We start from the raw sequence: 23,504 nt of genomic DNA on the forward strand, positions 1-23,504 counted from the left end.
TTTACACTAATTCAGTCACCGGGAAACAAAATGTCCAAAAAACTCGTACTCATGGATCAGGACGGTGCAGTTGACGACTATCTCTCTGTCGTGTTGCTGATGACAATGGAGGAAGTCGAAACTCTGGGAGTAATTGTAACTCCTGCGGACTGCTACATTCAACCGGCGGTGAGTGCAACGCGCAAAATCCTCGATTTGATGGGGCGTTCAGAGGTTCCGGTAGCGGCGAGTACGGTGCGGGGACTCAATCCATTTCCGGTGTTATTTAGGCGAGATTCCTTTGCAGTCGATCGACTTCCCATTCTAAATGAAAAAGGAACCATTGACACGCCGTTAATATCAGAACCCGGACAAAACTTTATGGTGCGAGTTTTGCAAGATGCAGCCGCACCAGTCACATTAATGGTAACGGGGCCGTTAACAACAGTAGCGCAAGCTTTAGATATTGCGCCAGAAATTGAAAGCAAAATTCAAGAAATTGTCTGGATGGGAGGCGCACTCAATGTTATCGGCAATGTTAGCAAAGATATGGAACCCGGACAAGATATGTCGGCAGAATGGAATGCTTACTGGGACCCCATAGCAATCGAGAGAATTTGGCAAACCCAAATTCCCGTTGTCATGTGTCCTTTAGACATCACAAATAATGTACCGCTAACTGTAGAATTTTCCAATCTCTTAGCAAAACAGCGCCAGTATCCCATTTCCGACTTAGCAGGACAGTGTTATGCCCTAGCAATATCTCAAGATTACTATTTTTGGGACATTTTGGCAACTGCTTATTTAGCGCATCCAGAATTTTACCAACTGCGAGAATGGGAAACTGAAATTGTGACTGAAGGCATCAGCCAAGGACGCAAAAAAATTAAAAATGAAGGGCGAAAAATTCACGCAATGGATCAAGTAGATACCGCAAAGTTTTACAATTACATATTACAACAGTGGGCGCGGTAAAAATCACAATGTCTGCTAGGACTGGTACGCAAAATCTTCGTACCAAACCCGGCGTGACGCGAAAATTTACCTCCTCTTCTCTTCCCTCTCTTTCTCTGCCCCCTCTGCGCCCTCTGCGGTTAACAAAAAAAATCTCATCTACCAAATGCAAAACATCAAAAAATGCTGCCAATTCTATCAATTATCCCCTTAGCCCAAACCCCTCTCGCACCTCAAGAAATCGTCCAAATCCAAGAAGTGCGACCTCTCCCCGGACAGTTAGACAACATACCAGTATTTAACAGCAACAGTCCTGAAGTAGTGCTGCAAAAAGGAATTTTGCTTTCGACATTTCCCCCGGATGGTAAAAGATTCCCGGCGGCACATTTAAACTTTGCGTTTCAAGGACGTTTCGACATATTTGCCCACCACATAGCCCGCGCACCTTCCCCGGAAGATTTGCGAACATTGTATCAAGGAGTAATTGTTTACAATCCGGGCAATAAACCAGTAAAATTAGATATATTGCAAGCTGCGAGTTATCTCAGTCAACCCGATGCACCTTTTATTGAATTGCCGCCGCAAGTCGATAATTCAAACAGCAATATTTACGCGGGGCCGGGAAGTCGCGCTGTGAATGATATTCTCAGAGGAAGGAGACAGTCTGACTTTGGGCCTGGGTTAATTATTCCACCGGGAAGAAGCCAATTGTTGATGAATCATCCGATACCGGTGCGGGGATTGGTACCGCCGCATCAAGGTCGATCGACCTTGATGCGGTTGCGCAGCGATGGTATAGTCTATGTTGCCAGTCTGGCGATGTTTGCCCGAGTTGACGAACAGGGGAACGAGCGATCGCCCAACTTAGCAGAATGGCAAAACTTATTAGACAATGGTAATATAGCCGGGCCGCGCGATCGAACTCCCACACCGCCAGAAATCACCGAAGGTCAAGTAATTTACGGTCGAGTTGCCGGTGTAGCATTAGGTTCAGAATGGCGAGCACTTCTCTCAGACAACCCCGCCACATCAAACCTAGCAATTCCCCAACCCGGAACAGCATTTTCTTACCCATTAAGCAGCCTCCCGCGCGGAATGCTGGGTACAAATCAAGTGCAAAGTGCGAGGATGCTAGTCCGCTACCCAGATACAGCATACCGCGCCCACGGCAATTACGGAATTCAATACAGTCTCAGCTTGCCGCTGTACAATTTTACCAGCAAAAATCAAACTGTAACTGTCGCGATTCAAACTCCAATTAAGACAGACAAATTAACTTCAGGAGGACTCAGTTTTTTAGAACCTCCGGCACCTCAAACTTTTTTTAGGGGGACGGTCAGAGTGCGGTATACTGATGACAGTAAAGTGCCTCAAACTCGCTACGTGCATTTAGTGCAGCGGCGGGGACAGCAGGGGGAACCTTTGGTAAAGTTAGAGATGAAATCGGGAGAAAAGCGACTTGTAGAAGTGGATTTTATTTATCCGCCCGATGCGTCGCCACCGCAAGTTTTGACAGTGAAAACAAATTAAATTTAACTCGCAGCTACGGGTAGGCAGACGCCTACAAATACAATACGTAATTAACCAGATTTAATATTATTTTCGCGTAGCGCGGACTTGGTTTGTGTCTAGTCGGTATCGCCAAAAACAAGATGAACTTATCAAAAAAATTCTGGATTGTTGCTGGTTTTTTGTACTTTTTAATTCTTCTCAGTATCATGCTTTTAGCAGATACGGGGAAATTAGTCAACTTTCCTCTCGCTCATCCGCCTTATGACAAACTCGGCCACTTTGTTTTGTACGGAATAGCATCTTTTTTGTGCCATAGAGCGACTGGAAAAAAAAATATTAATTTGTTTAATTATTCAATTCCTTTTGGACCCGCAATTTTTACTGTGTTCACTGCTGCGGAAGAAATGCTGCAAGCGATTTTACCAAATCGTACTGCTAGTATTGAAGATTTTTTATATAGTTTTTGCGGGATTGCAGTTTTTTATTGGATTGGAGAAGTGTGGGATAGAAAAAAAGAGAATTGAAAGCAACTGCACAACCCGATTTTTATGAGAAGCCGTGATACCATTTTAGATGATAGATTAAAGAATTGAAGAACTGGGGATGACAGGTTCCATAAAGGTTGGGAGATTCCCTAGAGTTGCATTCTTTTGTGAAAAGGCTACAAATTAGGGTGCGGTGCGCACCCTACGATACTAAAATCTAAAATGGGGTTACTTGCTGATGTCCTTGATAACTAGGTCGAGTGTATTTGCTTCTTGAGTTTTGCCTTGGTTTCTAAATAAATCCCTAGCTTTTTTTACCGACTCTACTGCCTCTGCCCTTTTATTTTGTGCGTACAAGACTTGCCCGAGCATATAATAAAATTCTGGGACGTTAGGTTTGAGTCGAATTGCAGTTTCAAAATTGGGAAGCGCTTCTGTTAATTTGTTTTGATTGGCTAGAATGCTGCCCAAGTTAGCGTAAGCTTCGGCAAAATTGGGGTCTATTTGAATTACTCTGCGAAATGCTGCTTCTGCACTTGCTCTGTTTTGTTGGGCGGCAAAATTTAACCCTTGTTGGAAATATTCGTTTGCTCCCGTATTTTGAACTAAACTGTTGTTGACTGGTGACTCTGCCGGCACGGGTAAAGAGATATTGGCAGCACAAACTGGAGCAACGGTCAACAGGCTGGCTGCTGCTGCCGCCGTTAAAAATTGATTTTTTTTGAACTTGTATAACATTGGCAATTAACCTAGATTTCCCATCTGGACAATGTGTTTGATAGCGTTTAATTACTCTCTTCCAAAAAGGTTTGTACTCGACCGTTTGGCCTCAAAACCACTCGAATTTTAGGGATTTTTCCATTGGAAACGGCAGAAACAAAGGGCTCGCCGACTAATGGCATATTAATTTGCTCGATATAATCTGCTGCTGCTTTTCCCATCGGCACAATACTTTGAACAGACCCATTTTCATCGATCAGCACGCTGTATTCCAAAGTTTGTTCCATTCCTTCTGGAGGCTTCCAGCGTTCCTCAAAGTAAGTTCTAGCTTCTGAAACCTGAGGAATTGTATCAAATAAAGTGTGGTTTTTTTTGCTCGCCGCCACCTGGTTGTTATCCTCGGACTCGGCGGTTGGTTGAGCGTCCTCAAGAGGTGGGAGTTCGGTACTGGCGGGGGGGACAATCGGCTCGATGGGACGGGGGAAGGTTTGCGGCGGGGGAACGGGAATTCGGGAAGCAGACAGGGAGGGCGGCAGGGGGGGCGGTACGGCGGGAGCTAGTCTCGGTGGCAGGGGGGGCAGCAGGTAGGGTACTGGTGCTGGTGCTTGGGGGCCGCCCTGGGGCGGTTCTTCGGGGGCGGGAATAGTGATTGTTTGCCCTTGAGGGAAAGCTGGGGCGCTCTGTGGGGCGCTGGGTGCGCTGCCGTTGGGGGGAAATAGCAGGGGTGGCTGCTGGATGGGGCTGGGTCTGTTGGTGGGGGGAGTTGGGGCGAGGGCGATGGGAGGCAAGCTGGGGCTGGGGGAGGCAGCGGTGTTGACGGGCGGGGGCGGCAGGGGCGGTAAAGCGTTTGTGGCTGCGGGTTTTGGTGCTGGGGGTGTCGGTAGGGCGGGAACTGGACTGGGGGAGACGCCGGCAGCTAGCTGGGGGTTTCTTGGATCGGGGGCGGCGGCGGGGGCTGTGGCTGTTTGCGGGGAGGTGGCGGCCCGATCGAGCATTTTGATAATTCCTGTCGTCAAACCCGCGCTGGCGACCATCATTGCTGCCACTTTGAGCCAGGGTGAGGACAGCGGCCGTCGGGACTCGCGGTTGAGGTTGGGAAGCGCCATCACTTCGGCGGCGCTGTCATCTAGTGCTGTGGCCAAGTCAAACAGTTGCAGGGTGCTCAAGGGAACTACCGGCCCGGATTCTGCGGCGCTCAAAGATCCTAAAAATAAGTTGTGGGCGAGCAAGCCGCGGGGTTCTAAGCGGGGGGGAACCGGAAGGTAGGAAGTTGGGAGAGAGTAGGGGTTGGAAGTTGCTAGTTCGGAAGTGTTGACGGCTCGATCGAATATAACGGCATTATGCGCGACTTCTGGCGAGTCTGGGTCTGCAGGGATACGGTCTGTTTGAGAGTTAAGGTTGCTTTCCCAATCGCGGGATTCGCCCAGCAAGTTTTGGACGTAGTTGCTGACAGCTTCGTGGAGGGTTTCGAGTTGAATTCGATCGCCCCTGAGGGTAACGTGTTGGGTATCTGGCAGCCTGGGGTCGTCGAGCCGCAGCTCGAAACTTAAAGATTTAAACACCGGTTGGCCCGCCCAGCGAGATAGAGGCGAACTTTTGGCTGTAATTTCCAGCGTGCAAGTGGGGGGCGTGTACCGTTTGAGAACCATAGCAGAAAGTCTGTTGACTGTTGACCGTTGACTGTTGACCGTTGACTGTTGACTGTTGACTGTTGACCGTTGACTGCTGACCGTTGTTTAATTCTTAGCACGGTCTAGAAGAGCCAGCCAGAGGCGGCGGTGACCGCCGGGACTGCTGTAAAACAGCAAATCGATCAGGAGTTTGAGAGCCAAATCAGTCAACTCTCGGGCCGATAAATTTTCTGCATCTTCCATGCGCGAGCCATAAGTGTTGCTGAACCTGTCAATATAATCTCCCAGCAAAGCGATGGTGTGAGGTTCGCGGTTTTGCTCTGCCATTTGTTCGAGCAAAGCAACAGCGCGGCGGATTAAAGCTTGGTGCTGTTTTGCCAAATGACAGCTTATCAAAACGAGCGATCGAGCTTCCTCCACATCGAGTTTTTTTCGCCCTCCCTGGCCTTTCCGCAGCGGGTTAGATTGGCGCAGTCGCCACAGAGCTACCCGATCGGCTACCATTGGCTCTAAATTCAGTTCGGCTGCTACCTTGAGCATCGCCTCTGAGCCAATTTCTGCCAGTGCTTCTAGGGCTAACAGCACTAAATCCAGTTGGGCTTTAATGTTGTCCAACTGGGTAGGTTCTGGTGCTTTTTGGGTCAATTCTTCCCAGTTGGGAGATGGGCCCGTTTCGTTTGTGGGAGCGGAGGACTTTACGGTCGAGCGCATGGCTTCAGCACGGGAAATTAAGACAGGTTGAGGCAGGATATCAAACAGTATGCAGTGATGAAAGCTTTGCGGCCTGTCGGCAACAGCACATCTGTTAATTTTTCTCCATAGCTCGTTGCTTTGATTCCGGCCATCCTAACTGCTGGACGGAGTTGCGGGTTAAAAGTTGCCGTTTCAAGTTAGATCGATCGCAATCAGCAAAACCCATAGATTTTCACCCCTAACCATGCTACGCCACAGGATGCCACAAATCAATGTAAATAAGCGATCGTCACACCTGCACCTCCTTCTTTTTGACTGGCGAGCTCAAAGCGGGAAACCTGCGGGTGAGAAGCGAGGAACTCGTGAACCCCGCGCCGCAACTGTCCGGTACCTTTGCCGTGAATTATCCACAGCACTCCGTATTCCACGGCCTTGGAAAGAGCTCTGTCTATTTCGATTTCTGCATCTGAAACTCTCGCACCCCGTAGGTCGATCGTATTATTAGCAGTGCGAATGGCAATTTCGGGATTGGGTTTTGCCGGTTCCGACGCTGCTTGCTTGGCTTTAGCCGTAGCGAGTGCTTGTGCTTGGGCGGCCGCCTTGGCTAATTGAGCTTTAGTTTCCGGTTTTTGACCGTCGAGGGATTCAATTTCTCCCAGTTTGACAGTCATTTTCATAATCCCAAATCGAACGCTCAACTCTTCGTTAGCATCGGGGCCGCTGAGGACTTCGGCGGTTTGGCCCAAGCTGGGAATGCGGATGCGATCGCCCACTTTCGGCATAAAACTCGGTTTGGGTTTAGCCGGTTGTTGCCGAGAGGGCAGGTGTTTTTCAGAAATTTGATTTAAAGTATCTGTCGCTTGTTGGGCATTTTGAGCCGTCTGGTTGCCCGACTGCAAGCGACGAATGATTTGAGCAATTTCTGATTTTGCCGATCCTATCGCCTCATTTACTGCCACTTCCTGAGCTATTTTTAGTTCTCGCTCCCGCTCTTGCAAAGCGGCTGCTTTTTGAGAAACTTCTCTGTGCAGTTTTTCGGTTTGGTGTAGCAGTTGAGTTGCTTCTCTGGCCTTGGTTTCCTGTTTCCGGCGCTGTGCTTCGAGTCCAGCAATCACTTGATTAACATCTTGAGAGGCTCCCCCCACATAGGTTTGAGCTTCATCGACTATGGATGCTAGCAAACCGAGTCTTTTGGCAATGGTGAGGGCGTTGGAACGTCCGGGAATTCCCCACAGCAAGCGATAGGTTGGCTGCATGGAATTGTCGTCAAATTCTACTGAGGCATTTTCAAAGCGGGAGTCTTGATATTTGAGGGCTTTGAGTTCGCCAAAGTGGGTAGTTGCAACTGTTAATAGGGAATGTTGGGCGAGGTATTGCAACAGGGCGATCGCCAATGCACTGCCTTCTGAGGGGTCTGTCCCCGCTCCTACTTCGTCTAACAAAACTAAAGATTTGGGAATTGGGAATTGGGAATGGGTAATTGGGATTTGGGGTTGGGGAATTTGTAATTTAGGTTTGAGGATTGGGAGAGCAGAAACAGTGTTCTGTGTATCTGTGACTTCTTCGTCTTGCTGTTGGGAATTGGTAATTGGAAGGTTTGAATTTTCTTCCCCTTCAGCCTGCGATTTATTTTGTAAAACTTCTAAAATGCGGCTGATGCGGCGGATGTGGCCGGAGAAAGTAGACAAACTTTGCTGCAAAGATTGTTCGTCACCAATATCAGCCAAAATATTGTCGAACCAAGGCAATTCTACGGGTTCGCGGGCGGCAACAAACATTCCTGCTTTCGCCATTAAAGCTGCCAATCCCAAGGTTTTGAGGGTGACAGTTTTGCCGCCGGTGTTGGGGCCTGTGATGGCGACGACGCGGATGTGCGGCCCGATCGTTAAATCGACCGGCACGACTGGAAAGCCTTGCTCGTGCTGTTGCTGCCAAACTAATAAAGGATGGCGCAACTGGCGCAGGGTAATTTGCGATCGCAGGTTGCGAATTAATAATTGACTGTTTTCTGAGTTTTCCTCATCTTCTTTTTCCTCATCTTCTTTCTCGGGATTTTTTGGTGCTAATTCTGGCTCTCCCAATTCGATAAATTTCGGCGGATTTGCTTGCAGCCAATAACTGTAACGCGCTTTAGCTGCCGCTAAATCTAAAGTTGTAACTACAACCACCAATCTGTCTAAATCGGGTTTTACTGCTGCGACTTGCTTCGTGAGGGCGCGGCGGACTGCTTCTTCTTCGGCTTGTTCTTGCCTGAGCAACTGCCGCATTTGGTTGTTAAGATTGACTGTGCTGTGGGGTTCAACGTACAGTGTCGCGCCGCTGGCCGAGGAGTCGTGAACGATGCCCGGTATGGCATCTTTTTGGGGAGCTTTGACGGGAATGACAAAGCGTCCGCTTCTTTGGGTAATTAGCTGTTCTTGTACGGCGTTGGATTGGCGCTGCAAAATGCCCTGCAATATTTGATAAATGCGATCGCGCAACTGCCGCATTTGAACTCTAATTCCTGCTAATTTAGGAGTTGCTCTGTCTGCTACTTGAGCGCGATCGTCTATACAGCGGTGGATTTCTTGCTCTAGTTCGGGATAAGTCCGCAATTGGGCTGCCAGTTCTTTGAGCGTCGGCACATCGGCCTGAGAGTCAATTATCCGGCGCAATTGCCTTGCTCCGGCGAGGGTAGTAGCAATTGCCAGCAATTCTTCGCCGCTGAGCAAACCTTGGAGTTCGGCTCGCTGCAGGGAAGTGCCGATGTCTTGGATTCCTTCAAAACTCAAAGCACCGCCAGCGCGGCTCTCTAACTGATAAGTTTCCTGAGTTTGGGCTAGGAGTTCTGCTGTTTGAGCTATCGTTGCCGGGATTTCGAGGTCGAGGGCGGCGGCGACGCCGAGTTTGGTGGCCGCGAAGGTAGCCAAGTGCTGACACAGGCGCGGCCATTCTAATAGTTCTAGTGTTTCGGCTTGAATCAAAGTTGAGGTGGTGTTGGTAATTGGCATTCCCAGGCGCTGACCTAGAAGGTGAATTTGACGGTACTATTAATTGATTTTAAAGTTTTTTATTGTTTCCTGGCGCAATTTGAGAAAGTATCTGCGATAGCCCTCAGCAGTCTTTCGGCCGAAAGCTCTGATGTAACATTAATTACGAAGGAGAAAATTTGCATTTTTGCATTACCCGTCTAAAATTATAGCTTCTCGTGATAGCAGTCCCCAAAAAATATGCAACTTTAGGCAAGCTCCCAACTATTATACAGTAAGTCATTCCCAATTTTTTACTCTAAAATATAAAATCTAAAATGGTATGGGCTATTTTTGGTTTTGAGGGAGTAGGGATGGGCTGTTTTTTGGTGGAATTGAACTCTTTTGGAATTTTAAATATGTCACCGCAATTCTGGCGGTTGTATCCTAAAAAGTAATTTATGGAGCTGGTAGAAGTATGCCAAAGATTCTGGCGATCGTCGCGGATGCTGTGACTGTTGAAGTCGTGCAAGAGTTGCTGGGGAGGGAGGAACATGAGGTGAGAGTCGCTCCCGACGGTAATGAGGGTTTAGACTTGGCGAGGGAATTTTTGCCGGATGTGATAATTTGCGACGGGACTTCGCCTCAAATCAACTTTTTGGAGGTGTGCCGGCTGGTGAAAGCCGATCGTCAATTGGCTACAGCCTATTTTATTCTGCTGACAACAGCCGATCGCTTTGAAGAACTCCCAGAATTGGACGCGCCCTTTGACGATTTTCTGTTTAAACCGATAGTTAAGCAGGAATTTTTGGGGCGGGTGCGCGCGTCTAAGCGATCGCGCGAGTTGAGGGCGCAGTTGGAACTCGCGCAGCAAGAATTGCAACTGTCGCGCGATCCAATGCTGCAAAGTGAAAAAATGTCTACTTTAGGCGAATTGGTATCTGGTATCGCCCACGAAATTAACAACCCCATTACTTTTATTTACAGCAATCTCACTCACGTTCAAAGCTACGCTACCGATTTAATTGAACTGCTGCGATTGTATCAAAAAGAGCTAGTTACTCCCGGAGCGGAAATTCTGCAAAAACAGCAAGATATGGATGTGGACTTCGTTCTAGACGATTTATTAAAAATTGTGAGTTCCATGCGTACCGGGAGCGATCGCATCCGCCAAATAATCTTGTCGCTACAGGATTTTTCCCGCAGCGATCGATCGGGCTGGCAGTTATTCGATGTTTCCGACGGTTTAGAAAATACTCTGTTGTTGTTGCAGCACCGCTTGCCGGCTCGCGAGGGAAGGCGAGACATCAAGGTGATGAAACAATTCGGCAATTTGCCACAGATTGAGTGTTATGCAGGTCTGCTCAATCAAGCTTTTCTGAATATTATCAATCACGCGATCGATGCTTTAGAAGAGTCGGCTCAAGACTTGGAAGAGTTGGAATCAATCAAATTTAAACCTGTGATTTTGATTAGCACTGAGGTGGTCGATGCTCAGCGGATTTGTATTGAGATTGCGGATAACGACATGGCAATCAGCAAAGATATCACAGCGCAAATTTCTGATACCTTTTTGGTGGCACAACCTGCGGAACAAACCGTCGAATCGGGACTTGCTGTCAGCTATCGGATAATTGTAGAGAAGCACAAAGGAGAGTTGAAGTGTTTTTCGGAACCTGGTAAAGGTACTAGATTTCGGATAGAACTTCCGCTGCGTCACAGTTAATTAATAGTATTTACCGTTGGGTGGGGGCGGGTTTTTGAGATTGTTGGTTTGAGTCAGAAATTGTTGTGAACCCGCCCCTAAAATGACTGCACAAAATTTGTCAACTGAGTTCGGCAACGAGCAGAGAATTGATTTCGCTGCTCATTTTGTTGTACTCGCACTGCTGTTGCAGCGGACACTCGCCGCAGCGGGGGTTTCTTGCAGTGCAAACTGCCGCCCCAAAGTCCAGCATTCCTAGATTCCACGGCCCGACTTGCTGTTTGGGAGCGACTCGTTCTGCAGCTTCCCAAAGTTCGGGCGATCGCGATTTTATTTTACCGCCGTCAATCCCAAAAAAACGCTGCAAAATCCGAGCAACATTCGTATCGAGCACCGCTTTTGGCTGTCCGAAAGCATTAGCGCAAACCGATCTCGCAATGTACTTGCCAACTCCGGGAAGTTCCAGCAACTGAGCTTCCGTGCGGGGAACATTTCCCTGATAATTTTCTAGGATAACCAGCACCGATTCCCGCAGCTTTTGCGCCCGAAAAAAAAGACCCAAAGGCTGCAACAAGCTAGCAACTTCCTCCGCAGGCGCGGCCGCTAGATCGGAGAGAGTCGGATATCGATCGACAAATTCTTGATAAATCGGAGCCACTGTAGCGGCAGTAGTTTTTTGCAGCAGGAACTCAGCCACTAAAATCGCGTAGGGGTCGCAGGTACGCCGCCAAGGAAAATCGCGACAATTGCGCTTTCCCCAAGCCTTCAGCCGGCGTTGAAACCAGCGGATTTTAGCAGCGTCTAAATGCTTTGACCCCGGTTCAATATCGGAAGAAAAAACAACGGTATTTAAGGCAGGCATTTGATTGGTACTTTTGAGAAGTTGCCAAGTTTATATCTATATATTAGCATATTTAAATAATTAGTAAAAAGCTATTTTTATGCTCTCGTTATTCTCTTACTCTGCGTACTCTGCGGTTAATAAAAAAAATCTTATTAACCACCCGTCCGACCCCGAAACGTAGAAACAACGTTGATTTCAAATATTTGAAAAATGTAAAATTTTGTATATTAAAGAACAAAATTGCCAGAGAATAAACGATAGTTGATATTCAAGAGATTTCAAGCGTCCGCGAAAACCAATTTAAATCAGGTAATAAAATGGTAGTAGCAGCACCTGTTCAATCCGGCAGTCAGTCGATTTTTCAAACTCGCTACGACAACTTTATCGGCGGCAAGTGGGTGCCGCCGGTGAAAGGGAAATACTCGGAAAACCTTTCTCCAATTACAGGAAAATCAATTTGTCAAATCCCCCGATCGAGCGCCGAAGATGTAGAATTGGCACTGGATGCCGCCCACGCTGCGAAAGACAAGTGGGGCAAGACTTCCCCAGCCGATAGGGCGCGGGTTTTACACAAAATTGCCGATCGCATCGAAGAAAACCTCGATCGCCTCGCCATCGCCGAAACCTGGGAAAACGGTAAACCAATTCGCGAAACCCGCCTCGCAGACATACCGCTGGCGATCGACCATTTCCGCTACTTCGCAAGCTGCATCCGAGCTCAAGAAGGCTCGATCGGCGAACTCGACGGAACCACCGTCGCCTACCACTTCCACGAACCCCTAGGCGTCATCGGACAAATCATCCCGTGGAACTTCCCGATATTAATGGCAGCCTGGAAACTCGCCCCAGCCCTCGCCGCCGGCAACTGCGTCGTCCTCAAACCAGCAGGCCCCACCCCCGCGTCAATCTTGGTATTGATGGAAATCATCGCCGACTTAGTACCAGACGGCGTAATCAACGTCATTAACGGGCCCGGCGCCGAAATCGGCAAAACCCTCGCCACCAGTCCCCGGATTGCCAAAGTCGCCTTCACCGGCGAAACAACCACCGGCAGGCTAATCATGCAATACGCCTCCCAAAATGTCATCCCCGTCACCCTAGAACTAGGCGGCAAATCCCCCAACATTTTCTTTGAAGATGTCTGCGCCCAAGACGACGAATTTCTCGACAAAGCAGTCGAAGGATTAGTCATGTTTGCGTTCAATCAAGGCGAAGTGTGCACCTGTCCCTCCCGCGCCTTAATTCAGGAGTCAATCTACGATCGATTCATGGAAAGGGCGATCGATCGCATCCGCCAAATCAAACAAGACAACCCCTTAGATCCGACAACCGCCCTCGGCGCGCAAGTCTCCATCAACCAGATGGAAAAAATCGCCGAATACGTCAAAATCGGTCACGCCGAAGGCGCAGAATGTCTCATTGGTGGCGAAAGAAATATCTTATCCGGGGACTTGCAAGACGGCTATTATTTCCAGCCGACAGTCTTCAAAGGAAACAACAAAATGCGAATTTTCCAAGAAGAAATCTTCGGCCCAGTATTAGCAGTCACTACCTTCAAAGACGAAGCGGAAGCATTAGAAATTGCCAACGATACTCTCTACGGTTTAGGTGCCGGAGTTTGGACTCGCGACATCAACACCGCCTACCGCATGGGCCGCGCCGTTCAAGCCGGCCGCGTGTGGACAAACTGCTATCACCTCTATCCGGCCCACGCAGCATTCGGCGGCTACAAATCATCGGGAATCGGTCGCGAAAATCACAAAATGATGTTGGATCACTACCAGCAAACCAAGAATTTGTTGGTAAGTTACAGCCCCAAAGCTTTAGGCTTTTTCTAAGGTTTTAGTCATTGGGAAGGAAAAAGGAAGAAGGACAAACTTCAATAATTCGTGAACTCCTTCTTTCTCTCTTTCCTCTCCTTCTCTGCGCCCTCTGCGGTTCATTTTAAAAAAAGCTCATTCAAAAACGAAATAAAATTGCTACACAAAGAGACTGCTATGGGAACGATCGCAAAAGTCACCGCAACAGAAGCTGCTTTAAAATTAATTAGCCATCTCAAAACTCAACACGGAGAATTGATGTTTCACCAATCCGGCGGCTGCTGCGACGGTAGTTCCCCCATGTGCTTTCCCAACGGGGAATTGATAATCGGTGATGGTGACGTATTACTCGGCGAAATAGGCGGTTGTCCGTTTTATATTGCAGCGCAGCAATACAAAAATTGGCAGCACACGCAGTTAATTATAGATGTGGGATCGGGACCCGGAGGCAGCGATTTTTCCCTGGAAGGGCCGGATGGAGAGCGTTTTATTACTCGTTCTCGCTTGTTTGCTAAGGCTGATTAATTAGTTCTTGAAAACGCGAGATATGTTAGATTCCCGACTTTTTAAAAAAGCCGGGAATCTGGGTATTTTTTTATGCGGGCTTAGTTATACACGCATTTCCTCAATAAATGAGATGCCATCAAAAATACCATTTTTAAAGGCTTGAGTGCTGCGAACTCGGTGATTTTCGGCGAGTAAAGTCATTGTTTCCACAAAAGTAATCAGTGCGTCATCCTGAGTTTTAGTTGCCCGAAAGCAAATAACCTCCTGGCCCGCATCCCACGCAATTGCCGAAAAATCAGAATAACTGCTAGAAAACAATTTCAGAATCCGATTTTCAAATTCCCCTTGAAAATTTAGCTGGAGGCGAGAACCGTCTGAGTATTCATAATTATTAACTTGTCGGTAGTGACTTCCCTCAATCGAGATGCTAAAACTACCAAAAAAGCTGCGAGTAAAATGTCCGCGAGTATCAGTCTTAATATACTCGCCTTTCCACGTACCAAGATGACGGGTAAAAATTTCAGGAACTTTGTCTAAATCAGGAGAGGAAGGTATATTTGCCGACATGGGGATTGCTCTATTCTCTATTTCTAACGGCGACCTATTTTCAAACTCATTTCGCGGCTAGTGCGTTGATATTCGTGCACGATAGGTAATCTTTCGGCTTGAAAATTTTCCAGCGCTTCAGCAATATTAGCACTATCTCTGAGATGTTGTGCTAAAGACAGACCATCTTCCCAACCGGAAGTCATACCTCTAGCGCGTGTGGAACTTTTCGCGTGGGCCGCATCTCCAATTAAGATAACACGACCATCATAGATTTTTGGTAAGGGGTCAATGTCATAGGAAAAACGACAGACAATGTTTTCTAAAGGGGTTGACTCAATCACTTTTCGCGGATCATCTGGGAGTTTTGCTAGTTCTTGGGGAGGAATGGTAATATTATTAGGTTGTAGTTTTCCTACTTCGGACTCTGTGCGCTCTTTTTCAATAAAGAAACCCCAATGGGTGCGACCTCCGCCAATGTGAAAGAAGTTGGCATAAATTCCCCTACCGCGCACGTAAACAAAAAAGTTTCCTTCGGGACAGAAGCTATTATCTTCGACAATTCCTCGCCAGACGATATCGCCTAAATAGAATAGTTCAACACCTGGAACTATATACTGACGAACTTTGGAGACGATTCCATCGGCACCAATTAAAAGATCGCCTTCCCATTTACTGCCATCTTTAAAGTGGGCGATCGCACTGTGCTCGGTTTGGGCGATCGATGCTACTTCCGCATTAAAATGAATACACTCAGGGGGTAACTCGTCGAGGAGTGCTTCTAGAATAGCTTTGCGGTGTACCAGCATTCCTGGGAGTTCATTTTCTTCATAGGTAACGGGTTCAGAATTGATGACACCGCCACGCAGGTTGCGAAACTCGAATAATTTAACCGGATCGCCTGAGTTGATAATTTTTTGGGTGACTTCATGGTTTCCGCGATCGAGCGCTTCCATACCTGCTTGTACGATCAGGATACCGCAGCCATCGGTGCGCGGATAAGGGGCTTTTTCAAACAAGTCCACTTGAAACCCTTGTTGAATCAGCAGAATTGCCAGATAAGCTCCTGATGTTCCTGCGCCGATAATACCTATCCTGCTTTGGGACGAAACCATTTGTGCTTCTCCAGATTTAAAATTGCCGATCGGTCCTCAACCACTATTGTAATTAAAGAAAATCTAATTTGCGCGATCGCCCAATTGCGGATTGAGCTTTTGCTGGTAGCGACAGGTTTCAAGCTGCCGCTAAAATCAGTATCTGACGTGATGCGGGATTAATTATTAATTGGCGACTTCAAAATTCACGAACTCCAAACTTAAAACTACTTTAAGCTTGAGTATTTTTAATTAGAGCCAATTCAATTTTGTCCTCCGCCTTTTTACTTACTTGTGCGCGCAAACCAGGCCCAAAAAAAGTAGCTATTTTGTCTTGCTTTTCTTCCCAGAGGTCGATCGGCATTAACGGCGAATAAAACTCTAAAATTAACCCATAAGCACCATCAACATCAACTTCCCGCAACCCTTGCAGGAGAGGCCGTTCCTCGTCTGTTGGGGCCAAGCCCAGACGCTCCAAAGCATCATCTAAGTGCGCGGGTTGGCCGTAGCGAAATCGGGTGATATCTTTGCGGACTTGGTTTTGAGTATCTGTGGCCTGACTTTCTCGCAGGAGAAGAACTTCGGGAGAAGTCGGTTCGGTGAATTCCACCGGTTCGAGTTCGGCGGCTTTCAGCGCCAAACCTCCCAGCAACAGCGGAATTCCATAAAAAAAACCGGCTAGGTTCAGGGTAGGTTGGTCTGTGAAGTAGGCTGTGAACCCGACTGCTGCTATAATACCGCCCACAACTAAGGCTAGGTTTGCTAAAGAAATTTTACGTAACATATTAGTGAGGTAGTTAGCTGGAATCAACAATATACTTTAATTATTATCTGTCAAAAAGTCTTGAATAAATTTAGTTTTTTTGCCAAAAGACCTGCAAAAACTGCTAGCATCTATGAGCGCGGGAACGGTGTGCATCCACAGTCTTGTCTCTAGCTTCAGAAGCTTATCCAGCCGGACTCGCCCGGGCGCGCCATCGGTAAATATCCGTGTTAATTGCGCGGCGTTGGTTTTAGAAGGCAATCGAGATCGGCAGTATCATCAAAGTATACAGAGTGGCGATCGCGATCGACACTCTTGCCCTTTCAACCATTTTTCGGACATGATTAAAGACGAAGACAAACAAACTGCTGGAGCAAACAAGTCGGTTCTAGAGCAGATTAACTCGCTCAAACGCGAAGATGAAAGGCTTTATAATATCTTAGCGATCGATGTCTGGGCCCTAGCCAAGACAATGGATGAATATCAACCGGGATTTTGGGCTGCTTTTATGAAAAACCGGGAGAAGGCCCTGAAACGATTTTTAGCTGGAATGATGAAAAATAAACCCGCAGATACCAAACGTCCGCCTTTTTTGCGCTAAAATTTGGTTGAAGTTTGGGTGAGGTTTTGATGTACAATCAAACTATAACACAGACTCAAAAACCCAGAGCAGGTTCATCACTTCCCATATAAAAAAAGTGAAGGATTTGCCCAAAAAGGTAGGTCGGTGAATTAAGAATCTCCGTCTGTTCGCAGAGGGGAATGTCAAATATTTTTGTTAATAGTAGCAAAGGCAAAAAACCATGGATGCACAAACAATCAAAGAGCGCGTAGCAGAGATCGAGAGCAAGCGGGAATCCCTCGTGCGACTGTTAGATCGATCGGACTTGGGAGCCCTGAGAATAGATGTGAGTCAGGCGATCGAAGAAATTGACGATCTCTTAGAAGAATTCAAGCGGACTTTTAACAGTTAAGTAGTGATTAGTCAGTAGTCAGTAGTTGTCAGTGGTCATTAGTTGTCCCGCATTTAATTTGGATAGTTATGTTACTAAAAATCTTGTGTGGTGGGCCGGAGAGCCAGCCCAAAAAGTTAAAATTAAATGCAGTACAGCTTAATAGCTAACAAGAACCGACAACTGCTCACTGCAAATTTGACTGATGACTAATGACTGCTGACTAATAACAACTGACTAATTCATCACCATATCCATCAAAATTTGCTGAGAGCTCACTTCCGGGCAATTAGCAGGCGGCCGCCGCTGAGAGTAGTGTCCTCCCGGCTGCAAATCCCAAGCTTGGCGGTTGTCAGCCAGCATTACCCCCAAAATTTCTTGCAATTCCTTGGCAATTGTCGGGTCTTCCACTTGAACAATCGCCTCAACCCTTCTTGTGAGATTGCGCTGCATCCAGTCAGCAGAACCAATATACACCTCTTCGTCGCCACCGTTGAAAAAATAAAACATCCGAGAATGCTCTAAGAAGCGGCCGATAATACTGATAACTCGGATATTTTCGCTAACACCTTCAACGCCGGGACGCAAACAGCAAATCCCCCGAATAATCAAATCAATTTTAACTCCCGCTTGCGAAGCTTCGTACAAAGCAACAATGATTTGAGGGTCAACTAAAGCGTTCATTTTAGCGACAATGCGGCCGCAGCTACCGTTGCCGCCTTCGGCCTGCAAGCGGCAGAATTCGACCTCGCGCCGAATTAAAGCTAAAAATCGATCGCGCATATTGACCGGTGCCACCAATAATTTGCGATAAGATACCTGCCGCGAATAACCAGTCAAATAATTAAACAAATCCGTCAAATCAGATCCCAAATCCTCGCGACAACTCAACAAACCCACATCGGTATACAGTCCGGCTGTTTTGGGATTGTAATTGCCGGTGCCGATGTGGACGTAGCGGCGGATGTACCCATCCTCGCGACGCACTACCATCACAATTTTGGTGTGGGTTTTGAGTCCCACCAAACCGTAAACTACGTGGACTCCAGCTTGTTCTAACTTGCGAGCCCAATTAATATTATTTTCTTCGTCAAACCTAGCTTTGAGCTCTACTAAAACGGCTACCTGCTTGCCGTTTTCCGCTGCTTGAATTAAGGCGCTGACGATCGGCGAATCTCCAGAAGTGCGGTATAAAGTCATCTTAATCGCTAACACGGAGCGATCGTGCGCCGCCTCAGTAATAAACCGCTGTACCGTCGCCGCAAACGAGTGATAGGGATGGTGCAGCATCAAATCCCCCTGGCGGATGGCGGTGAAAATATCCTGACCATCCTCAGCATCCAACATCGATTTCTCTAAAATCCTTGCCGATTCCAAGTTCCGCAAGCGCGGCGGCACAACCGGAGTCCAAGGCGGGTCTTTCAGTTCCGGCACTGGCAGCCCCACAAAAGACATCAAATCCTTGAGGCCTAGCAGCCCCTCTACGACGTAAACATCTTGCTCGCCGAGATCCAGCTCCTCAATCAGCATATCTCGCAGCGCAGGCGGCATAGTCGCTTGAATTTCCATCCGCACCGCAGAACCTCCAAACCTGCGCTTGCGGAGTTCCTGTTCTATTGCCAGCAGCAAATCTTCCGCCTCATCTTCCTCCACCGTCAAATCGGAATTGCGAGTAATGCGGAACGGGTGATATTCCTCCACGTCCATCCCCGGAAACAAAGCTTCTAAATTGTGGGCAATCACCTGTTCTAGGGGCACGCCAGTCCAAACTGGAGATTTGCCCCTCTGCTGCCACTGCAAATCCCCCGGCAGCGGCAAAAACCTCGGCAAAACCTGCGGTACTTTGACGCGGGCAAACAATTCTTCGCGCGTGTCGGGGTCTCTGACTACTACTGCTAAATTGAGGCTGAGATTGGAAAGGTAGGGGAATGGGTGGCTGGGGTCAACTGCTAGGGGAGTGAGTACGGGAAATACTTGTTCTTTGAAGTAGCGGTGCAAGTAATTGCGCTGTTCTTGATTGAGGTCAATGTAGTCGAGAATGTAGATTTCGCTTGCTGCTAGTTTCGGCCGCAGGGTTTGCTCAAAATAGGCGTGTTGCTGAGAAACCATCGGCAAAAGCCGCTTGTTAAGGGCATCTAGCTGTTGTTGAGGCGTGCTGCCGTCGGAGGTCAATTTGCTGACTTTTGCGTGTACTTGCTGTTTGAGGGCGCCTACGCGCACCATAAAATATTCGTCTAGGTTGGAGCTAAAAATAGCGAGAAATTTGAGCCTTTCTAGGAGGGGCGTGCGGGGGTCGAGGGCTTCGTGGAGCACGCGGTTGTTGAATTCTAGCCAGCTTTGTTCTCGGTTGAAGTAATATTGAGGATCGCTGAGGTTGATTTCAGTGTAGGTTTTGGCGGGGGTCTTTTTTGGCTTGGGCATGGTTTGGGGGAGTCTTTCGGAGGCTCGGTGATGGCATCTCTAGAAATAGTATTGTAGGTTAAAGGATTTATTCGCATCTGCTTTTGGTCGATCGCTAAAACATTGAATTTAGGTAAAACGTTCAACTATTTTTCTAGGATTACCACGAAATCCTCAATCATCACATCAAAGGTGCGAGCCAGCTTGTGGACTGCTGCAAAATCAACCATTGCCATACCCTGAGAACGGGCATAATTGCTAATGGTACTGTAGCCCACGCCCGATCGCTCCGCAACCTCCTTGAGCGTCCATCCCTTCTCGGCAGCCAACTCTCGAACCCGCAATCTGACTAAGCCTTTGCTCATATTCACTATTTACAAAATTTTGGATTTAGTATAATATATCAAAAAGCGATCGCCCCCGGTCTGCAAACTAAAGACGATCGCCAGTTAAAATTAATCCCGACAGATAATTTCTGTCGATCGCACTTAGCAGAGATAGATTTAGCTACCACCACCAGATGCAACTACAATGATATCAGAAAATCAGTTAAGAGCGTCAGCGATCGGCGCATCAAAAATTATTCACAAATCGTCGATCGTCAATCCGCGATCGAGATTTGTCACCGAAGAAACAGTGGCGCTCCTGTTCAACATATCACCCGAACAGATATACCGGATCGAATGCTGCCACAACGTGGTGTACGTTCATGCCAAAGGCCTCAGTCGATTTGTCAGCTACGCCGATTTTCCGCCAATCTTAGAAGTAAAACCGCCCTGTGCTCAAGATTTTGTCGCGTGGTACAAACGCTGGAAACGGACACAAGCACCAGAATTTTGGACTAAATTCTATACGTACAACTTCAAAACGGCTGTTTCAGTTGACAGTTTGCTTGAGTGGGGTAAATTAGTCGCTACAGTGAAATCAGTAATTTCTGCCTCAGCGCTGCAACAGCTACGAGATGTTTACGCTCAAGAAAAAACATTGATGGAAAATTTTTAAAGCACGCGGGGCGGCTCAACCCGCAATTGTTGGTAGCCAGCAAATGTAAGGTGTTTTTCGGCGCATCCTACGGCGTAGAAATGCTCGTTTGTAAGGTGCGCTTCGGCGCACCCTACGGGATAGAGGTTTCGATCAAAACTCTTCTTTACCTTCCAATTCCCACATATTGGAAACCAGCCGCTTCTAAAGCCTTCTTATCTAAGAAATTGCGGCCGTCAATCATCACCGGATGATTCATCAACTTGGCCATCTTATCGTAATCTAAATTGCGAAACTGTTCCCAGTCTGTCACCAACACCAAAGCATCGCAACCGTCGGCCAACCTTTCCGGGTCAGTTTCTACCAAAACTCCTGACAAACCGTGACGCATCCCAGTTTGAGAAACAATCGGATCGTAAGCTTTAACTTTCGCTCCCAATCGGTTCAAACTCTCGATTAAATTTAGCGAAGGAGCATCCCGCAAATCGTCAGTATCCGGCTTGAAAGTCAAACCCAAAAGTCCGACTGTTTTACCTTTGAGAATCTTCAAAACGTGCTGCAACTTTTCAATAGCAATCAACCGCTGGCGTTCGTTTACTTCCACTGCCGCTTTCAGCAAATGCGCCTCGTAACCGTAATCCTCAGCAGTGTGAACTAAAGCTGAGACATCTTTCGGGAAACAAGAACCGCCCCAACCAATGCCAGCTTGCAGAAACTTGCCACCAATCCGCGAATCTAAACCGATACCTTTCGCTATTTGGGTAATATCTGCACCGACGCGATCGCAAATATTAGCAACTTCATTAATAAAGCTAATCTTCGTAGCCAAAAAAGCATTAGCTGCGTACTTAATCATCTCCGCTGAACTGATATCAGTCATCACCACAGGAACCTCCGGCAAAGACGGATTTTCTGCAAACTTGCGATCGACAATCGGCCGGTATAACTGTAGCATCATATCCATAGCCCGCCGAGAGTTGCTGCCGAGAACAATGCGATCGGGATTAAAAGTATCGAAAACAGCACAGCCCTCCCGCAAAAACTCCGGGTTGCTAACCACATCAAATACCACACCTTTTTTTGCTGCTACTTCCTCACCCGTAGCCGCCGCATCATTGGTTTGAGCTTTTTGACGTTCCGCCAAACCGTCGAGGACAATCCTCCGCACCCAGTCCCCGGAACCTATCGGCACCGTAGATTTATTGACAATGACTTTGTAATCGCCGTCGAGGTGAGCTCCAATTCCACGAGCAACCGCTTCCACGTAGCGAGTATCGCTTTCCCCAGTAGGCAAAGGTGGTGTCCCCACGGCAATAAACAAAATATCCCCGTGAGAGACTCCTGCTGCTAAATCCGAAGTAAATTCTAGATTGCCCGCCGCAGATGCAGAGGACATTAATTCAGACAGTCCGGGTTCAAAAATAGGCGACTGTCCAGACTTCATTAATTTAACTTTTTCTTCGTTGTTGTCTACGCAAATCACGTGGTGGCCGATGTGAGCCAAACAAGTGCCTGTGACTAAGCCAACATATCCTGTACCGATAACACAAACTTGCATAGAAATCTCCTCAAAGCTAGTAAATAGATCAGGTAGGAATTGGGAATCGGGAATTCGGAATCGGGAGTTGGGAATCGGGAATTGGGAATAAGGAAGATTTTTTCCCTCCCCCTCTCCCAGTCTCTCCCTCTCGCAGTCTCTACTTTTGGTTTCCCTCAATGCGATCGCGAAAATCTTTCACAGTCAACTCTAAACCTTTATCCAGCGGCACAGTTGGCTCCCAGCCCAACCAAGTTTTAGCACGAGTAATATCGGGTTGTCGCTGTTTTGGATCGTCTTCCGGCAGCGGTTTAAAGATAATTTCTGCCCCTGGATTAATCATATTTTGAATTTTTTCTGCAAGTTCCAAAATAGTGTATTCGCCGGGATTCCCCAAATTCATCGGCCCGATTTGGTCGCTATTCATCAAACGAATAAATCCTTCCACCAAATCAGAAACGTAGCAAAAACTCCGTGTTTGGGAACCGTCGCCGTATACTGTCAGCGGTTGATTCCGCAAAGCTTGAGCAATAAAATTGCTCACTACTCTGCCGTCATTTTCCAACATCCGGGGGCCGTAGGTATTGAAGATTCGCACAACTCGAATGTCTACCCCATTTTGACGGTGGTAATCAAAAGATAAGGTTTCAGCTACTCGCTTCCCTTCGTCGTAACACGATCTGATCCCGATACAATTAACGTTGCCGCGATAATCTTCTGTTTGTGGATGTACGTCAGGATCTCCGTACACTTCGGAAGTGGAAGCGAGAAAAAATCTTGCTTTTACCCGTTTGGCCAATCCCAACATATTCATCGTGCCGATGACGTTTGTTTTAATTGTCTTGACAGGGTTGTACTGATAGTGTATTGGCGAAGCGGGGCAAGCCAGATGGTAAATCTGATCTACTTCTAACCGAATCGGTTCCGTGATGTCGTGGCGGATCAGCTCAAAGTATGGGTTATCCAGCCATTTGAGGATATTGCGTTTAGTACCGGTGTAAAAATTATCCAGGCAGACTACCTCATGTCCTTGGGCCATTAAGCGATCGATTAGGTGGGAACCGAGAAAACCCGCACCGCCTGTGACTAAAATTCTCATTGTGGAAACTGCCGTTCTGTTTAGGGGTAGGACTGGAGTACAAAAATTCAGTCGCTCGAATGAAACTTTCTAATAGAATAACAAAATTGCGATCGACAATGTAAAGACTTATGCGTCACCTTCATAAAATCTTTAATTAACTTAGCATTTTCAAATACTTTGAACAAAGTGCTATAATTCGCAAATCTTAGCTGGCAATTTTTATTTAACCTTGAATGTTATTTCCGAAAAAATACTGTTGACAATAGTTGGGTTATTTGTTATTGGTTATTGGTTATTTGATGACTTCGGTTTGACGTTGGGCGATGCCCTACGGGATAGCTGCGCTTCACG

The 23,504-nt window shown here is 47.3% G+C and carries 21 protein-coding genes; 9 read left to right on the plus strand and 12 right to left on the minus strand.

The window, feature by feature from the left end; translation table 11 throughout:
- The first annotated feature begins 30 nt into the window (after positions 1-30).
- The 3 genes from QUA20_RS11010 to QUA20_RS11020 all read left to right on the plus strand — a co-directional run bounded on the left by QUA20_RS11010 (position 31) and on the right by QUA20_RS11020 (position 2,969).
- Entirely contained in the window at positions 31-954 is a 924-nt protein-coding gene (locus QUA20_RS11010; RefSeq protein WP_333188718.1) for a nucleoside hydrolase, read from the plus strand.
- 162 nt (positions 955-1,116) lie between these two features.
- The gene (locus QUA20_RS11015) at positions 1,117-2,463 is read left to right on the plus strand and encodes a DUF3370 domain-containing protein (protein WP_333188719.1); all 1,347 of its coding nucleotides are present in this window, start codon (positions 1,117-1,119) and stop codon (positions 2,461-2,463) included.
- A gap of 122 nt (positions 2,464-2,585) precedes the next feature.
- Positions 2,586-2,969, plus strand: a complete 384-nt coding sequence (locus tag QUA20_RS11020; RefSeq protein ID WP_333188721.1) for a VanZ family protein — start codon at positions 2,586-2,588, stop codon at positions 2,967-2,969.
- A gap of 189 nt (positions 2,970-3,158) precedes the next feature.
- Here QUA20_RS11020 and QUA20_RS11025 read toward each other — a convergent pair whose 3' ends face one another.
- The 4 genes from QUA20_RS11025 to QUA20_RS11040 form a co-directional block, all read right to left on the minus strand.
- Complete coding sequence (locus tag QUA20_RS11025) at positions 3,159-3,668, minus strand: tetratricopeptide repeat protein (RefSeq protein WP_333188723.1); 510 nt, start codon at positions 3,666-3,668, stop codon at positions 3,159-3,161.
- 47 nt (positions 3,669-3,715) lie between these two features.
- Complete coding sequence (locus QUA20_RS11030; protein ID WP_333188725.1) at positions 3,716-5,299, minus strand: DUF4335 domain-containing protein; 1,584 nt, start codon at positions 5,297-5,299, stop codon at positions 3,716-3,718.
- An 87-nt stretch (positions 5,300-5,386) separates the two neighbouring features.
- On the minus strand, positions 5,387-5,992 hold the full coding sequence (locus QUA20_RS11035) for a DUF3038 domain-containing protein (protein WP_172192148.1): 606 nt from the start codon (positions 5,990-5,992) through the stop codon (positions 5,387-5,389).
- Positions 5,993-6,243: 251 nt separating this feature from the next.
- Positions 6,244-8,937, minus strand: a complete 2,694-nt coding sequence (locus tag QUA20_RS11040) for an endonuclease MutS2 (RefSeq protein WP_333188778.1) — start codon at positions 8,935-8,937, stop codon at positions 6,244-6,246.
- A gap of 463 nt (positions 8,938-9,400) precedes the next feature.
- Here QUA20_RS11040 and QUA20_RS11045 point away from each other — a divergent pair, with 463 nt between their 5' ends.
- Complete coding sequence (locus QUA20_RS11045; protein WP_333188727.1) at positions 9,401-10,648, plus strand: ATP-binding protein; 1,248 nt, start codon at positions 9,401-9,403, stop codon at positions 10,646-10,648.
- Between the two features lie 100 nt (positions 10,649-10,748).
- On the opposite strand, the gene QUA20_RS11050 is transcribed toward QUA20_RS11045, so the two are convergent.
- Positions 10,749-11,489, minus strand: coding sequence for an A/G-specific adenine glycosylase (locus tag QUA20_RS11050; RefSeq protein ID WP_333188729.1), 741 nt, complete (start codon positions 11,487-11,489; stop codon positions 10,749-10,751).
- Between the two features lie 299 nt (positions 11,490-11,788).
- Here QUA20_RS11050 and exaC point away from each other — a divergent pair, with 299 nt between their 5' ends.
- Positions 11,789-13,309, plus strand: coding sequence for an acetaldehyde dehydrogenase ExaC (exaC, locus tag QUA20_RS11055; RefSeq protein ID WP_333188731.1), 1,521 nt, complete (start codon positions 11,789-11,791; stop codon positions 13,307-13,309).
- 159 nt (positions 13,310-13,468) lie between these two features.
- Positions 13,469-13,816, plus strand: coding sequence for a DUF779 domain-containing protein (locus QUA20_RS11060; RefSeq protein ID WP_333188733.1), 348 nt, complete (start codon positions 13,469-13,471; stop codon positions 13,814-13,816).
- A gap of 84 nt (positions 13,817-13,900) precedes the next feature.
- On the opposite strand, the gene QUA20_RS11065 is transcribed toward QUA20_RS11060, so the two are convergent.
- From QUA20_RS11065 to QUA20_RS11075, 3 genes are all read right to left on the minus strand, one after another.
- Complete coding sequence (locus tag QUA20_RS11065) at positions 13,901-14,365, minus strand: DUF3598 family protein (protein ID WP_333188734.1); 465 nt, start codon at positions 14,363-14,365, stop codon at positions 13,901-13,903.
- A 23-nt stretch (positions 14,366-14,388) separates the two neighbouring features.
- The gene (locus QUA20_RS11070; RefSeq protein WP_333188736.1) at positions 14,389-15,459 is read right to left on the minus strand and encodes an FAD-dependent monooxygenase; all 1,071 of its coding nucleotides are present in this window, start codon (positions 15,457-15,459) and stop codon (positions 14,389-14,391) included.
- Between the two features lie 211 nt (positions 15,460-15,670).
- The gene (locus QUA20_RS11075) at positions 15,671-16,222 is read right to left on the minus strand and encodes a DUF2854 domain-containing protein (protein WP_333188738.1); all 552 of its coding nucleotides are present in this window, start codon (positions 16,220-16,222) and stop codon (positions 15,671-15,673) included.
- Between the two features lie 79 nt (positions 16,223-16,301).
- On the opposite strand from QUA20_RS11075, the gene QUA20_RS11080 reads away from it, so the two are divergent.
- Positions 16,302-16,802, plus strand: a complete 501-nt coding sequence (locus QUA20_RS11080) for a hypothetical protein (protein WP_333188739.1) — start codon at positions 16,302-16,304, stop codon at positions 16,800-16,802.
- Between the two features lie 202 nt (positions 16,803-17,004).
- Positions 17,005-17,175, plus strand: coding sequence for a hypothetical protein (locus QUA20_RS11085; protein ID WP_015176488.1), 171 nt, complete (start codon positions 17,005-17,007; stop codon positions 17,173-17,175).
- 216 nt (positions 17,176-17,391) lie between these two features.
- Here the strand turns inward: QUA20_RS11085 and ppk1 are convergent, their stop codons facing one another.
- Both ppk1 and QUA20_RS11095 read right to left on the minus strand, forming a co-directional pair.
- Positions 17,392-19,575 (minus strand): polyphosphate kinase 1, encoded by a 2,184-nt coding sequence (gene ppk1, locus QUA20_RS11090; protein WP_333188741.1) that lies wholly within the window; start codon positions 19,573-19,575, stop codon positions 17,392-17,394.
- 125 nt (positions 19,576-19,700) lie between these two features.
- Complete coding sequence (locus QUA20_RS11095; RefSeq protein WP_006632503.1) at positions 19,701-19,919, minus strand: helix-turn-helix domain-containing protein; 219 nt, start codon at positions 19,917-19,919, stop codon at positions 19,701-19,703.
- A 166-nt stretch (positions 19,920-20,085) separates the two neighbouring features.
- On the opposite strand from QUA20_RS11095, the gene QUA20_RS11100 reads away from it, so the two are divergent.
- On the plus strand, positions 20,086-20,556 hold the full coding sequence (locus tag QUA20_RS11100) for a hypothetical protein (RefSeq protein WP_172189979.1): 471 nt from the start codon (positions 20,086-20,088) through the stop codon (positions 20,554-20,556).
- A 145-nt stretch (positions 20,557-20,701) separates the two neighbouring features.
- Here the strand turns inward: QUA20_RS11100 and QUA20_RS11105 are convergent, their stop codons facing one another.
- The gene (locus QUA20_RS11105; RefSeq protein WP_333188744.1) at positions 20,702-22,093 is read right to left on the minus strand and encodes a UDP-glucose/GDP-mannose dehydrogenase family protein; all 1,392 of its coding nucleotides are present in this window, start codon (positions 22,091-22,093) and stop codon (positions 20,702-20,704) included.
- 139 nt (positions 22,094-22,232) lie between these two features.
- Positions 22,233-23,171 (minus strand): UDP-glucuronic acid decarboxylase family protein, encoded by a 939-nt coding sequence (locus tag QUA20_RS11110; protein ID WP_172189985.1) that lies wholly within the window; start codon positions 23,169-23,171, stop codon positions 22,233-22,235.
- Positions 23,172-23,504: the final 333 nt, after the last annotated feature.

Source organism: Microcoleus sp. Pol7_A1 (assembly GCF_036701085.1).
Taxonomy (GTDB): domain Bacteria; phylum Cyanobacteriota; class Cyanobacteriia; order Cyanobacteriales; family Microcoleaceae; genus Microcoleus; species Microcoleus asticus.